At 73.7% G+C, this 14,153-nt stretch carries 14 protein-coding genes; 9 read left to right on the plus strand and 5 right to left on the minus strand.

What is annotated here, in order from left to right; genetic code table 11:
• Genes DI272_RS30280 through DI272_RS30300 form a run of 5 tightly spaced genes read left to right on the plus strand, consistent with a single transcriptional unit; the run spans position 1 to position 4,492 of the window.
• Positions 1 to 222: a V-type ATP synthase subunit F gene (locus tag DI272_RS30280; protein WP_109498376.1), complete on the plus strand. Its 222-nt coding sequence runs from the start codon at positions 1 to 3 to the stop codon at positions 220 to 222.
• Positions 219 to 746 carry a hypothetical protein gene (locus tag DI272_RS30285; protein WP_109498377.1) on the plus strand — a complete coding sequence of 176 codons (528 nt, stop codon included), beginning with the start codon at positions 219 to 221 and terminating at the stop codon, positions 744 to 746. The genes DI272_RS30280 and DI272_RS30285 overlap by 4 nt, the downstream gene beginning before the upstream one ends.
• On the plus strand, positions 743 to 2,482 hold the full coding sequence (locus DI272_RS30290) for a V-type ATP synthase subunit A (RefSeq protein ID WP_258314721.1): 1,740 nt from the start codon (positions 743 to 745) through the stop codon (positions 2,480 to 2,482). The genes DI272_RS30285 and DI272_RS30290 overlap by 4 nt, the downstream gene beginning before the upstream one ends.
• On the plus strand, positions 2,479 to 3,873 hold the full coding sequence (locus DI272_RS30295; RefSeq protein WP_181387359.1) for a V-type ATP synthase subunit B: 1,395 nt from the start codon (positions 2,479 to 2,481) through the stop codon (positions 3,871 to 3,873). The genes DI272_RS30290 and DI272_RS30295 overlap by 4 nt, the downstream gene beginning before the upstream one ends.
• Before the next feature lie 4 nt (positions 3,874 to 3,877).
• Complete coding sequence (locus tag DI272_RS30300; RefSeq protein WP_109498379.1) at positions 3,878 to 4,492, plus strand: V-type ATP synthase subunit D; 615 nt, start codon at positions 3,878 to 3,880, stop codon at positions 4,490 to 4,492.
• A 7-nt stretch (positions 4,493 to 4,499) separates the two neighbouring features.
• On the opposite strand, the gene DI272_RS30305 is transcribed toward DI272_RS30300, so the two are convergent.
• The 4 genes from DI272_RS30305 to DI272_RS30325 all read right to left on the minus strand — a co-directional run bounded on the left by DI272_RS30305 (position 4,500) and on the right by DI272_RS30325 (position 9,162).
• Positions 4,500 to 5,003 (minus strand): DUF1877 family protein, encoded by a 504-nt coding sequence (locus tag DI272_RS30305; protein ID WP_109498380.1) that lies wholly within the window; start codon positions 5,001 to 5,003, stop codon positions 4,500 to 4,502.
• A gap of 100 nt (positions 5,004 to 5,103) precedes the next feature.
• Positions 5,104 to 5,481, minus strand: a complete 378-nt coding sequence (locus DI272_RS30310; protein ID WP_146238404.1) for a hypothetical protein — start codon at positions 5,479 to 5,481, stop codon at positions 5,104 to 5,106.
• Between the two features lie 479 nt (positions 5,482 to 5,960).
• Complete coding sequence (locus tag DI272_RS30320) at positions 5,961 to 7,367, minus strand: phosphoribosyltransferase (protein WP_109498383.1); 1,407 nt, start codon at positions 7,365 to 7,367, stop codon at positions 5,961 to 5,963.
• 460 nt (positions 7,368 to 7,827) lie between these two features.
• Complete coding sequence (locus DI272_RS30325; RefSeq protein ID WP_109498384.1) at positions 7,828 to 9,162, minus strand: glycoside hydrolase domain-containing protein; 1,335 nt, start codon at positions 9,160 to 9,162, stop codon at positions 7,828 to 7,830.
• Positions 9,163 to 9,439: 277 nt separating this feature from the next.
• On the opposite strand from DI272_RS30325, the gene DI272_RS30330 reads away from it, so the two are divergent.
• The 3 genes from DI272_RS30330 (at position 9,440) to DI272_RS30340 (ending at position 12,063) form a co-directional block, all read left to right on the plus strand.
• Complete coding sequence (locus tag DI272_RS30330) at positions 9,440 to 11,035, plus strand: MFS transporter (RefSeq protein ID WP_181387361.1); 1,596 nt, start codon at positions 9,440 to 9,442, stop codon at positions 11,033 to 11,035.
• Between the two features lie 135 nt (positions 11,036 to 11,170).
• Positions 11,171 to 11,410 (plus strand): hypothetical protein, encoded by a 240-nt coding sequence (locus DI272_RS30335; protein ID WP_109498386.1) that lies wholly within the window; start codon positions 11,171 to 11,173, stop codon positions 11,408 to 11,410.
• Positions 11,411 to 11,517: 107 nt separating this feature from the next.
• Entirely contained in the window at positions 11,518 to 12,063 is a 546-nt protein-coding gene (locus DI272_RS30340) for a TetR/AcrR family transcriptional regulator (protein ID WP_258314722.1), read from the plus strand.
• Positions 12,064 to 12,123: 60 nt separating this feature from the next.
• On the opposite strand, the gene DI272_RS30345 is transcribed toward DI272_RS30340, so the two are convergent.
• Complete coding sequence (locus tag DI272_RS30345) at positions 12,124 to 12,948, minus strand: class II aldolase/adducin family protein (RefSeq protein ID WP_109498387.1); 825 nt, start codon at positions 12,946 to 12,948, stop codon at positions 12,124 to 12,126.
• A 448-nt stretch (positions 12,949 to 13,396) separates the two neighbouring features.
• On the opposite strand from DI272_RS30345, the gene DI272_RS30350 reads away from it, so the two are divergent.
• A complete protein-coding gene (locus DI272_RS30350; RefSeq protein WP_109498388.1) occupies positions 13,397 to 13,972 on the plus strand; it encodes a snapalysin family zinc-dependent metalloprotease in 576 nt (191 codons plus the stop codon).
• Positions 13,973 to 14,153 lie beyond the last annotated feature (181 nt).

Here is a 14,153-nt window from a genome sequence, read left to right on the forward strand (position 1 = left end):
ATGACCCGCCTGGCCGCGATCGGGGAACGGCTGCGCGTCGTCGGACTGCGCACGGTCGGCGTCGCCGTGTTCCCCGCGGACGCCCCGGACACCGTACGAGCCGCCTGGCGCGACCTCCCGGCGGACGTGGGGCTGGTGATCCTCACCCCGGCCGCCGCGGACGCCCTCGGCCCGGAGCAGCTCGACGGACAGGACCCGCTGACCGCGGTGATGCCGCCATGAGGACCTCGCTTCCCGCCGGAGCCACGACGGCACTCGACCCCGTGCGGGCCCGCCTGCTGCGCGACGCCAGGGCCGACGCCGAAGCGGTGCTGGCGGCGGCGGCCGAGGACGCGGCCGCGCAGCTGAGGGACGCCGAGGCGCAGGCCGAGGCGATCCTCGCCGAGGCACGCCGGCAGGGCGCCGCCGACGCCGAGGCCTTCCGTGCCGCCGGCCGCGCCCGCACCCGCGGGGACGCCCGCACGCGTGAGCTCGCCGCCCGCCGGGAGTGCTGGGAGGAACTGCGCCGGCAGGTCGTGCACGGCGTCGAGGAACTGCGCGGCGCCCCCGCCTACCCGGCCCTGCGAGCCCGCCTGGCCGCACACGTGCGCCGGCTGCTCGGCCCGGAGTGCCGGATCACGGAGGCCCCCGGCGGAGGCGTCGTCGGCGCGGCCCCGGGGCGCCGGATCGACTGCGGTCTGGACGCGTTCGCACTGCGGGCGCTGGACCGGACCGGCACGGAGGTGGAGGAACTGTGGGCACCGTGACGCACGCCCCGCACGGCACCGGCCGCATCCTGCGGGTCACCGGCCCGCTCGTCGAGGCCGAGGGCATGGCCGGCACCGCGATGAACGACCTCGTCGCCCTCGGCGAGAAAGGCCTGCCCGGGGAGGTGGTCGCCATCCGCGACACCGTCGTCACCGTGCAGGCCTACGAATACACCGGCGGCCTCGCCCCCGGCATGACCGTCCGTCCGCTGCACCGGCCCCTGTCCGCGACCCTGGGCCCCGGCCTGCTGGGCGGCATCTTCGACGGGCTGCTGCGCCCGCTCGCGGCAGCCGGCGCCTGGCTGGAGCCCGGCACCCTCGACGCCCGGTCCGGGCCGGAGCGACCCGCGTGGGAGTTCGTGCCCCGGGCCGGGCAAGGGGACGCCGTGCTGCCCGGTGACGCCCTCGGCGAGATCCGCGGCGCGGGCCCGGTGCCGCTGCTGGTGCTGGTCCCGCCCGGCTGCGCGGGAACCGTGGAGAACATCGCCCCGGCGGGCCGCCACCCCGAGGACGCCGCCGTCGCGACCGTCGCGGGCACCCCCGTACGGATGACGAGCCACTGGCCGGTGCGCAGCCCCCGCCCGGTCCGCGAACGCCTCGACACCGGCCGGGCCCTGCGCACCGGCCAGCGCGCCATCGACCTGCTCTTCCCGGTGGCGCTGGGCAGCACCGTCGCCGTCCCCGGGGGCTTCGGCACCGGCAAGACGGTCCTGTTGCAGCAGATCGCCAAGTGGTGCGACGCGGACGTCATCGTCTACGTCGGCTGCGGCGAACGCGGCAACGAGATGGCCGATGTCATCGACGAGTTCACCGCGCTGACCGACCCGCGCACCGGAGGCCGCCTCGCCGACCGCACCGTCATCGTCGCCAACACCTCCAACATGCCGATGATGGCCCGGGAGGCCAGCATCTACTCCGGCGTCACGGTCGCCGAGTACTTCCGCGACATGGGCCTGGACGTCGTCGTCATCGCCGACTCCACCTCCCGCTGGGCCGAGGCGCTGCGCGAGTTCGCCTCCCGCACCGGCGCCCTGCCCGCCGAGGAGGGCTACCCGGCGGGCCTGGCCTCGGCGATCGCGGCGTTCTACGAGCGGGCCGGAGCGGTGACCACCCTCGGCGGACGCGCCGGCTCCGTCACGGTGATCGGCGCGGTGTCCCCGCCCGGCGGCGACATGGCCGAACCGGTCACCGCCCACACCCAGCGCTTCGTGCGCTGCCTGTGGACCCTGGACCGCGACCTCGCCTACGCCCGCCACTACCCGGCCGTCTCCTGGGCCGAGTCGTTCTCCCGCGACGCCGCCGCGCTCGGCGCCCACCACGCCGCCACCGACGACCCCGACTGGCCCGCGCGGCGCGCCCGGGTGGCCGGTCTGCTCGCCGAGGCCGACCGGCTCGCCGACCTGGTCGACCTGCTCGGCATCACCGCGCTGCCCGACCAGGAACGCGTCAGCGTCCTCGGCGGGCGGCTCGTCCGCGAAGGCGTGCTCCAGCAGAGCGCCCTGTCCGCCCAGGACGCCTACAGCGGCACCGAGAAGACGGCCGCGCTCGCCGAGGCCGTGCTGGCGGTCGTCGACCGCTGCCGCGAGCTGGCCGACGCGGGGGTGGCGGCGGCCCGCATCGAGGAGGCCGACTTCTCGCCCCTGCTGCGCGCCCGGGAGGAGGCGGGCCCGCACGACGCGGAGACCGTCCAGAACCTGCGCGAGAACATGCTCGCCCGACTCGGGGAGGTGTCGTGAACGCCACGTCCGACTGGGGCCGCATCGAGTACACCTCGGTGCGTGAACTGCGCGGCCCCCTCGCGGTCGTCGACAAGGTCGAGGGCGTCGGCTGGGACGAGTTCGTCCGGTTCACCCTGGACTCGGGGGAGCAGCGGCACGGCCTCGTGCTGGAGGTCGACCGCGGCACGGCGGTGGTCCAGGTCCTGGAGGACACCGCCGGGATGGACCCGGCGCGCACGGGCGCGGTGTTCACCGGCTCCCCGCTGCGCGTCCCGGTGGGCCCCGGCTGGCTGGGGCGGGTGTGCAACGGCCGCGGCGAACCCCTCGACGCGGGACCGCCCGTCTTCGGCGCCACCGCCTCCGCGGTCGGCGGCCGCCCCGTCAACCCGGTGCGCCGCGAGCCGCCCGCCGAGGCGGTGCTGACCGGGGTCAGTGCCATCGACGCGCTCACCACCCTCGTGCGCGGCCAGAAACTCCCGGTGTTCTCGGCGGCCGGCCTGCCGCACCTGGAACTCGCCGCGCAGATCGCCGCCCAGTCCACGGCCGGCGGAGAGGCGTTCTGCGTGGTCTTCGCCGCGATGGGAGTCACCCACGCCGACGCCGCCTTCGTACGCCAGGCACTGGAGGAGCGGTCCGCCGCGGGGGAGTTGGTGCTGCTGCTCAACACCGCCGACGACCCCGTGATCGAGCGCATCCTCACCCCGCGCATCGCCCTCACCGTCGCCGAGCAGCTCGCCTTCGGCGAGGGCCGGCACGTCCTCGTGGTGATGACCGACATGACGAGCTACGCCGAGGCGCTGCGCGAGGTCTCCGCGGCCCGCGGCGAGATCCCGGCCCGCCGTGCCTACCCCGGCTACCTCTACAGCGACCTGGCGTCCCTGTACGAGCGGTGCGGGCGCATCCGCGGGCTGCCGGGGTCGGTCACCGTGCTGCCGGTGCTCACCATGCCCGCGGGCGACATCACGCACCCCGTGCCCGACCTCACCGGGTACATCACCGAGGGCCAGGTCGTGCTCTCCCGGCAGTTGCACGCCCGCGGTGTCTACCCGCCCGTCGACCCGCTGTCGTCGCTGTCCCGGCTGATGCGCAAGGGAGCGGGCCCGGGCCGCACCCGCGACGACCACCTCGACGTCGCCGCCCAGCTGCTCTCCGCGCTCGCCCGCGCCCGCCAGGTCAGGGAGCTCGCCGACCTCGTCGGACAGGCGGCGCTCAGCCCCACCGACCGCGGCTACCTCGCCTTCGACGAGGCCTTCGCCCGTGACCTCGTCGACCAGCGGCCCGACGAACTGCGCACCCTGGAGCAGACGTTGGAGCGCGCCTGGCGGGTACTGCTCACCCTGCCGCGCAGCCAGCTGGCCATGCTGCCCACCGCGCTCCTCGACGCCCACGGCGCACCGGCGGGCGGGTGATCCCATGGCAGAGCTGCGGGTACCACCCGGCCGCGCCGGGCGGATGCGACTGCGCCGGAGCCTGGACGTCGCCCGGCGCGGGGCCGACCTGCTCGACCAGAAGCTGCGCATCCTGCGCGCCCGCCACGAGGAACTCCGGCACGCCGAACACCTCGCGCGGGAGGACTGGCACGCGCGGCTCGGGGAGGCGGAGACATGGCTGCGGCGCGGCCTGCTCCTCGCCGGCGAAGAGGCCCTCCCCACAGGGGACTTGACGGACCTCGCCGAACTGGAGATCACCTGGGCGACCACGATGGGCGTACGACACCCCCGTGCCGCCTCCTGCACCCTGCCGGAACCCGATCCGGGCGCACCGGCGCCCGTGAACACCGCGCTGATCCACGCCGAGGCTGCCTACGCCGGCGCCGTGCGGGCCGCTGCCGCGTACGCCGCCGCCCGGGCCGCGGCCCGGGCCGTCGGGGACGAGGTCGCCCGGACCCGCCAACGGGTCCGGGCCCTGCGGCGCCACTGGATACCCCGGCTGGAGACGGCGCTCGCGCGCGCGGACGCGGCACTGGAGCAGGCCGAGCACGAGGACGCGGTGCGCAGGAGGTGGGCGGCGGACGCCCTGGAGGCGTGACCCCGTCTCAGGCCCACACCGCCTTGACCACGGCGTGACCTGCCGCGGCCGCCCGTCCGTAGAACCCCCGAAGGTCCCGGTGATACTCAAGGAACTCCTGCCTGACCTGCTCCTCTTCCCCCATGCGGCCGCCCACCCCGAAACCGGCGGCATTCCACAGCTCGCCGAAGGAGACCGCCGCGAGGAACTCGGCGGCTGCCGACACCTGGGGCGGCTCCAGAATCATCAGCGGCGGGTCGGCGGGGTCCGCGTCGGCGGTGTGGGGCACCGGGCGGCCGCCGTATATCGGCAGTGCCCAGGGCTGCCCCACTTCGGTGCCGGTGGCGAGGGGACCGGCCGCGGCGTAGAGGTCGGCCACGGAGTCGAAGACCTTGTTGATCGAGTCGGCGACACCGGCCGCGTACTCGTCGGCGTGGTTCTCCCACGCCTCGGCCATGAACGCCGCCAACCAGGTGTGGTCGTCCTGCATCTCGGCCGACGCGACGGCGCGCAGGTGCAGGTGGATGCTCACTTCGACAAGTCCCCCCGTGCAGCGGCCCGTCGGTCGGGCCGGTCAGCCAGAACCTACTCGACGGCACCGACAGCGGGACGTCTCGCCTCCGTGGCCCGTCTCACCGGTCCACGACCAGCGCGACGACGTTCAAGAGCAGCAGGACGCCGGCCGCGATGCCCCCGGACACGGCCGGAGCCAGCCCGGCCGGGTTCCCGTGCCGCAGGGCGCGGAGACCGTAGTAGAGCGCGGCGGCAGCGGGCGCGATCAGCACCAGCAGGGCGAGGCCACCGGCGATGAGCGTCGGGGTCAGGGGCACGGTCTTGGCGCTGTCGTCGTACCCCTGAAGGTGCAGCAGCCAGTCGCCCGTGAGCACGGCGAGGACGAAGGCCGGCAGGAGCATCCCGAGCGAAAGCCAGGCCCGGCGCACCTCGCGACGGGCTTCGGCCGGTCCCGGCGCGAAGGGGCCGGAACTGCTTCGGAAGGGAGCGTGCGCCATCGTGTGTCACCGCCTCGGTCTGTGTACGGGTGCAGGACTCGCGTCCACCTGCCTTCGGATCCCCCATCGTGTGCGCCGTGTTGCCCGGGGCGCGGCAGACCGGCCGCACGGCCGGGGAGCGGCCCCGTGCCGTCCGCCTCAGCCACCGCGTAGCACGTGGTCGAACGCCTCGGCCTCGTGGCACGTCCGGCACGTCACCCGGCGCGCGGGCTTCCGTCCGTAGCTCAGGCCCGTGCCCGCCGCGCGCCGCACCTGCTGTCCCAGAACGCAGGCGTGCTGCACACACACCCCGCAACCGCAACGGCCACACACCGCGATCGCGGGTGTCGCCGTGTCCTCAAGTGCGCAGTCGTAGCAATCCACAACACACCTCCCGAGCGGTGTTCCGCACTCTCGTGCACTGTCATCCTGCGCCGCCGGAGACCGCCCCGGACGGGGCCGGTCGGCCTTTTTCAGGCCCGGCGAGGGGCCGTCGTCCGTCAGTTGGGCGATGGGCCGGCCCCAGGTGTCGATGGCCTCGCGGCCCCGCCGGCCGCCGTGCCGGCCCCCCGGCGCGCCGACCGGCGCGGTGGTGGACCGGCGGTGGGACGGGCCAGGCGTGAGGTGAACCAGTCGCGGGCGAGCTGGGCGGCCGTGGCCAGGGTCCCGGGTTCGGTGAACAGGTGGGTGGCGCCGGGGACGACGGCGATCCGGTGCTCGCAGTTCATGCGGTCTGCGGCGAGCCGGTTGAGGCTGAGAACGTGGGTGTCGAGGCTGCCCACGATGAGCAGGGTCGGCGCCGTCACACGTGTCAGCGCGGTGGGCGAGGCCAGGTCGGGGCGACCGCCGCGGGAGACGATCGCGTGGATGTCGGCGCCCGGGGCGGCCGCTGCCTCCAGAGCCGCCGCGGCTCCGGTGCTGGCGCCGAAGCAGGCGACGGGCAGACCGGTCTCGCGGCGCAGCCAGAGGGCGGCGGCGTGCAGGCGCCGGGCGAGCAGAAGGACGTCGAAGACGTTGGCGCGGTCGTGCTCCTCGTCCCCGGTGAGCAGGTCCAGCAGCAGCGTGCCCAGTCCGGCCCGGTTCAGGACGTCGGCGACATACCGGTTGCGGGGGCTGTGCCGGCTGCTGCCGCTGCCGTGCGCGAAGGCCACCACGGCCGGGGCCCGGTCGGGGACGACGAGCCGGCCGCCCAGGCGCACCCCGGCGGCCGGAATCCGCACCTCCCGGTCCGGCAGCGGGTGCGGGGCGACCGGGGGACGGGACACCGGCGCGGGCTGCCCGGCCCGGGCGAGCAGCCCGGTCACCTCGGCGTCGGTGGTCTGGGTGAAGTCGTGGTACCAGGCACCCACCGTGCCGAGGAACTGCGGGGCGTGCAGGCAGATCACCTGGTCGGCGACCTCCCGCAGACGTGCCCCGACGGAGGCCGGTCCGACGGGCACCGCGAGGACGACCTGAGCCGCTCCCTGTTGCCGGACGACCCGGCAGGCCGTCTCCGCGGTGGCACCGGTGGCCAGCCCGTCGTCGACGATCACCGCCGTCCGCCCGGCCACCGGAACAGGGGTGCGTTCATGGCGGTAGAGGCGCAGACGCCGGGCGAGTTCCGTCCGCTCGGCCTGTTCCACGGTGGCCTGCTCGGCGGGGCTGAGCCGGGTCGAGTCCAGTACGTCGGCGTTCAGGACGCGCACGCCGTTCTCCCCGATGGCGCCGAAGCCGAGTTCCGGCTGCCAGGGCACGCCGAGCTTGCGCACCACCAGCACGTCCAGGGGCGCGTCGAGCGCGGTGGCCACCTCGTACGCCACCGGCACGCCGCCGCGCGGCAGCCCCAGCACGACCACGTCCCGGCCGCGCAGGAACGCAAGATGCCGGGCCAGCTGCCGCCCGGCCGACCGGCGGTCGTCGAAGCGCATCTGCCGCCTCCCCACACGTAGTCCGCGGCCCGCGGGCACCCGACCGGTTCACCGAGGTCGTGAAGAGTCCTTCTTCCATTGCAGCGCGAAACGGCGGGCACGGGCAGGGGTGATGGACCCCCGGTTCGGGGCCATTGGTCCCTGCGCACCGCGGACGCGGACGGCCGGCTTCGTTCCTGGGGCGGCCCGAGCCTCCATCCCCGTGTCGAGGGTGGAGGCCCGTGGGCGGGGACGTGCCCGCCGGGGGGAGCGCGATGCTCACGGGCACGTGGCCGACGACCCACGCACGACCACCGCTTTGCCCGAAAACGGTCCCCTGGGCAGGGACTCCCTCTCGCAGAGGATCCCGGCACTCAGGTCGCCGTAACATCCCTGCCCGATTACAGTCTCGGCTGCCGGCGGCAGCGGCGTCAGGACCAAGGGTCCTGTCCTGAGGGCCGGTTGGCCCCTCCCGGCGTGCTCAGCAGCGCGGCACGGGCTTGCTGTAGGTGGTGTTGCCGGGCGTGGCCACGTAATAGTCCGAGACGTAGTGGCCGTTGTCGATCCGGTCCCAGACCTTGGTGGTGCCGACCGCCGAGCCGACGCGTTGGCAAGTGACCCAGGCCAGGGCCCCGTTGGGTGAGGTGCCCACCGCGGCGTACGAGGCGCCGGGCCCGCTGCGTTCGGTCAGACCGCCGCTCGCGGTGACCTGGTAGGGGTAGGTGCAGCGGGGCAGGGGGGAACTGTAGCCAGTGGTGGAGGGTGTGCTGACGTAGTGGTCCGTGACATAGCTGCCGTCGGTGAGCTTGTCCCACACGGAGGTGGAGCCCACCTTGAGTCCGGGAGCCTGGCACACCACCTTGAGGGACGAGCCCGGTGCGTACGTCCTGGCCACCGGATAGCTCGTCGACGGTCCCGTGCGGGCGTTCAGGGCAGTGGTACTGGTCACGGTGTACGTGTGGGCGACCGTGGCGACCGGGGTGTCGAGGCGGTCGGTGTCGATGTTGACGGTGACGCCGCCGTACGTCTCGTCGTGGCCGCCCCGGAACTGCTTGGCGCGCTGGTGGACGGCCCACTTGGTGTCGGGGACGGCGGCCCAGCCCTTCAGGGAGTCGATGCCGTCGTAGCGGGCGATCCACAGGGCGTCCGGGCGGGCGTAGGACGTCGAGGTGTAGACGTCGGAGAGCTGCTTCGCGCCGAGGTTGAGGTTCATGTAGACACCGGAGACGTAGCCGAGCCGGTGCAGCTCCTTGGTCCAGGCGGAGAGATGGTTCAGCACGGCGGCGCGGCACGCGGTGTCGGTCTGCGAGTAGTTCTCGATGTCGTTGTAGAAGGCGCTGCCGGGTTGCATGCCGAGGGCCTTCGCGGCGGCGACGGCGTCGTCCGCCGCGGTGACGCCCTGCGCCCTGGCGGTCGCCGGATCGGTGCTGATCTTGGCGTCGGTGGGCCGGGCTCCGCAGGGCGGTTGCAGGCCCTTGTAGATGGGCAGCAGACGCCATTTGAGCTTCGAGACGGAAGCGACCCAGGAGGCGGTCAACTGCGGCTGACTGCACGTGCGGTTGACACCGCCGATGTACACGCCGAGGGCGCGGTACGGCGAGGCGTTCCACGCCTGGATCGTGGCGAGCGGCGGGGCCGTGCAGGCGTCGAAGGCGAGCCCGGAGTACCGGGTGGCGCTCGCACCGGCCGGGTAGCCGGCCGGCGTGGCGGGTTCGGCGGCGGCCTCGGGTGCGAGGAACAGGGCCGTGCCGGCGCTCAGCAGGCAGGCGGACGACGCGGCGAGGATTCTTCGAAGGACGGAAGGCTGGTGCGACATGAGGGCCCCCTTGAGCGGGTCGACGCAGCTTGCGTCAGGTTCGTCGTACCCCGCCCGGCACGCGCTGGGCCGGTCGACCCGCCGGAGGGGGCCGGTCAGCCCTGATTCCTGGCGTGCGGTGTCCTGTGGTGCCCATGGGATGTCGGATCACGTCGGCGTGCGCGGAGTTGACAGGGTGCAAGGAACGGGCGGGCGGAGTTGGCAGGAGGCCGCGCGGCCCTGTCTGCGGGACCTACGGCACCTGACGGCCGTCGGCGGGCGGGGGCTGGATGGAGGCATGACGAATGTGCGCGATGTTCCGCCGACGGCCGCGGCACCGGAGGGGCGCAGGGCAGGGAACCGCTGGATCGCCCTCGTCGTGCTCTGTGTGTCGCTGCTGATCGTGTCGTTGGACAACACGATCCTGAACGTGGCCCTGCCCACCCTGGTGAAGGAACTGGAGGCCACGACGACCCAGTTGCAGTGGATCGTCGACGCCTACGCGCTGGTCTTCGCCGGCCTGATGCTGGTCTCCGGCAGCAGCGCGGACCGCTTCGGCCGCCGACGGGTGTTCACCACCGGGCTGGCCCTGTTCGGAGCGGCGTCGGCCTGGGCCGCCTACTCCGGGTCGGTGGAGATGCTCATCGCGGCGCGGGCCGGCATGGGAGTGGGCGCGGCGATGATGATGCCCGCCACCCTGTCGATCATCACCGACGTGTTCCGCGACCCCGGCGAGCGACGGCGTGCGATCGGCATCTGGGCCGGCACCAGCGGTCTGGGGATCGCCATCGGCCCGGTCGCGGGCGGGCTGCTCCTGGAACGGTTCTGGTGGGGCTCGGTCTTCTGGGTCAACATCCCCGTCGCGCTCATCGGCCTGGTGTGCGCGCAACTGCTGGTGCCGGACTCCAGCAACGCCCGCGCCCTGCGTCCCGACCCGGTCGGGGCCGCACTCTCGATCGCGGGTCTGGGACTGGTGCTGTGGGCGATCATCGAGGCGCCGGTACGCGGCTGGACCTCTGGCGTCGTGCTCGGGGCCGGCGGCGCCGGACTGGTGGTGCTGGTGTGCTTCGCGCTCTGGGAGCGGGCCAGCAGCCACCCCATGCTCGACCTGGGCTTCTTCCGCGCGCGCCGCTTCTCGATCGCGACCTCCTCGGTGTCCCTGGCGATGTTCGGGCTCTTCGGTGCCCTGTTCGTCCTGACCCAGTACCTGCAGTTCGGCCTCGGCTACACCGCCCTGGAGACCGGGGTGCGCATCCTGCCGGTGGCCGGTCTGCTGGCCGTGGTCGCACCGCTGTCGCCGGTGCTGGTGCGCTGGGCGGGCACCAAGACCGTGGTGGGCACCGGGCTCCTGGTCGTGGCCGGCGGCCTGTGGCAGCTGTCCGGCGCCGATACGGCCTCGGCATACGGCGACGTCCTCGGCGGCATGATGCTGCTGGGGCTCGGCGCGGGCCTGGTCGTCCCGGCCGCGCTGGACTCCCTCATGGGCACGCTGCCGCCGGGGGACACGGGCGTGGGTTCGGCGACCAACGGCGTGGCCGTCCAGCTCGGTGGCGCACTCGGCGTGGCGATCGTGGGCAGTTTGCTGACCACCCGTTACCAGGACCGTATGGGCCCGCCCCTGAGGCCGTACAGGCTGCCGCAGGACGTGTCGGACAGCGTCCTCGGATCGCTCGGCGGAGCGCTCGCGCTGGCCGACCGGGTCGGCGGTACGGCGGGGCGCATGCTCGCGACGCTGGCACGTTCGGCGTTCGTCAGCGGTATGGGTCTCGGGCTGCTGGTCGGGGCCGCCGTCGCCGCGGGCGGAGCGCTGCTGGCCTTCCTCGCCCTGCCTTCCCGCCCGTCCCGGCAGCACCCTGCCGCCGCGGTGCACCCGGGGCCCGAGGAGCCCGAGTGAGGGGAGCGGCGCGAGGAACGTGGCTGACTTCTCACGGTTCGAACTCCTCGTGCCGCGACAGGAATTGCGGTGTGCGGTGCGGGAGGAGCAGACTTGTTAACGCAAGGACACATGCGTTAACGGGAGGCGAGGTTCATGCTTCTCCCCGAAGGCTTCTGGGTGTTGTTCGGCGTGATCGTCGTGGCCGGGTTGGTCGCCACGACCGCGGTGGCCGCACTGCTCTCCACTCTGACGACCGGGCGTACCGGCGTGCGCCGGGAGGGGACGCCCCAACTGTCCCGGTCGCCCCGGCCGTCCCGGCCGAGGCGCGGGGAACCGGCCGCTGTGCAGCGGCTTCCGCGTCCGGCGCAGGGGGGTTACCCGAAGGCGGGCTGATCCGCGGCATCCGGTGGGGGCGAAGTCGGCACGTGCTGCGTTACGTTGGCACGGTGCCCGTCCGCAGCCGTCCACCAGCACGTCGGCCGGGCGGCCGCAGTGCCCGTGTGCGCGCCGCCGTCCTGGCCGCGACGGTGGACGTGCTGCTCGACGCAGGGCTGGAGGCCCTCTCGATAGGGGAGGTCGCCCGTCGGGCCGGCGTGCACGAGTCCTCCGTCTACCGGCGCTGGGGGACCAAGGGCAACCTGGCCCTCGACGCGGTACTGGACCGCACGCGCACGGAGATCCCGGTTCCGGACACGGGCGCCCTGCGCACGGATCTGAGCGCGTTGCTGCACGGGACGGCGGCGTTCGTCCGGACCCCCCTCGGCGCGCTGCTGGTACGGATGGCGCTGCGGGAGGACATGGCCGAGTTCGAGGGCGCCCGCGAGCGGTTCTGGAACCACCGCTTCGCCGCCGGTTCCGCGGTGCTCGCCCGCGCCGGGGAACGCGGTGAACTGCGCCCGGGAGTCGACCACCGCCTCGTCTTCGAGGCGCTCATGGGCCCCCTGCACATGCGGCTGCTGCTGACCCGGGAGCCGTTGGACGACGCCTTCCTGGACGGGGTGGTGGACCTGGTGCTGGACGGCATCGCACCACCGCACCGCTGGTGAGCCCAGGGCCGGGAACCGCTGTGCTCGGCCTCGTGCCGTCAGCAGGTGACGACCGCAAGCTCACGCCCACGGCGAGGAGACGGCGAAGGCCGTGGTGACGTGCTTGATCTCCTCCGGGGTCAGGCCCTCGGCCCTGCGTCCGGCGACCAGGTCCATGTACTCGTAGCGGGCACCGGTCTCGACGTACTCCACGCGGTCGACGGCGTGCATCACCGACACGTCGGAGCGGGCCATCACCCCGTGCTTGCTCCACAACACCACGTGCGCGTGGCGCAGTTGCTCGACGTTGGCCGACATCAGCTGCGCCGAGCCGGGGACCATGAAGTCCAGCACCCCGACCCCCTGCGGCAGGCTGATCATCGTCTCCGGCTCCCAGCGCAGGATGCGGGAGTTGAGGGCCTGCGTACTGCGGTAGGCGGGGATGTGGCTCAGGTAGGTCAGGTGCGGGGGCTGCGCGTGGATCACGGCCTGGAAGGTGATGCCGCGCCGGGCCACCTGGTCCTGATGCACCGCCAGATGAGAGTTGAACTCGCTGGTCAGGCCGGAGAACCGGCGACGAGGTGAGGTGCGCAGGGTGGCTGAGCCCCCGTCGGGGTGGATGTGCACCGCGCCGATGCCGGCCAGCGGGTCCTGCGCGAGGTCGCGCAGCCGGCGTCCGGAGCCGGTCACGAGGACGGTGCGCCCGGCCAACGCCGGGGCGCAGACGGGCAAGGCGATCTCCTCGGTGCAGGGGAAGCGGTCGGCGAGGTCGAGTTCCCGGCCCACGAACACCGAGAGGTTGCCGGCGGCCGCTTCGCTGGCGTCGATGTCGCTGATGCGGCTGCCGGCCGCCCCCATGTCGGCGAGCAGGTCGTCGAGGTCGGGGCGGGGCGTGGAGTTCGGCATGGCTTGCTCTCCTCATGGGGTGAGGGGGAGTGCGAGGGGCGGGTCGGGTTCGGTGGACCGGCAAAGGGCATGAAACGTTTCAGCGCCGTGTTCACCGTAGGCCGGGAGCCGCGGGCAGGCACAGGGGTCCAACGGGCTGACAGCGAGGGCCCGTCGACCCATGACTCGTGGCCCGACGGACCCGGCGGGCGACGCATGCCGGCTTCCGTCTGCCCCCGCGACACCCCGCAGACCACCTCGAAGCAGGGCGAACCGATGCCGCGACCACTGTCGAAAATGCTGAATGGGTCTGGCAGGTACATGACCTAACGGCCTGAAGCGGCATACCATCGCAAGGCCCCGGAGGGGCGGTCGACCGGGTGTCCGGCCCCACCGGACCACCAGCGCCGCTCCTTCGCGTACCCGGCCCCGCCGGGGCCGGAATCCCCCCACGGATGAAGGAGCAGCCATGCCCCTCGGCACATGGCTCAAGGCAGGCACGTCCGCCACGGCGCTCGTCCTCGCCCTGGCGGGCGCCGCGACCGCCGCCCCCGCGCGTGAACCGTCCACCGCCCGGGCGGCAGTGGTGACCCTTCGCTACGACGACAGCCGCGCCGGAGGCTGGGAGTCCGCGATAGCGGCCGGGGTCGCCTCGTGGAACGCGAACGTGAGCAACGTCCGGCTGGTGGAAGCGGCACCCGGCGCCGGAGCCGAGATCGTGATCGTCGCCACCACGGGCTGGCCGCAGGCCACGCTCGGACCCGTTCGTCCGGGCCGTCAGGTCCGTGTCGAGCTCGGCAGCCAGGCCGTGAGCCAGGGTTACGACAGGACCCGGATCGCCGCCCACGAGCTGGGGCACAGCCTCGGGCTGCCGGACACCAAACCCGGCCCCTGCTCCCAGCTGATGTCGGGGTCGAGCGCGGGCACGTCCTGCACCAGCGCCGTACCCGACGCGACCGAGCGGTCCCGCGTCCAGTCCGCGTACGCGAGCGGCGCCGCCGCGCTCGTACGCACGGACGCCAGGAACCTCATCGACGCGCCCTGAGCGCCCCGGCGGTCGTCTCCCGGACGGCCGCCTGGACGTCGGCCTGTCGCCGACGTCGTAGCCCGCACCTCGCAACCCCCGTGTGCCCGCGCCCCAGGCGGGTGCACGGGGATGCGCGGTGCCGTGAACGGCCGCGCGGTGCCGGGTCGTTCGTGCCGCACGCGGACGGATCTCTGCCGAG

Origin of the sequence: Streptomyces sp. Act143 (genome assembly GCF_003143935.1) — a bacterium.
GTDB lineage: Bacteria > Actinomycetota > Actinomycetes > Streptomycetales > Streptomycetaceae > Streptomyces.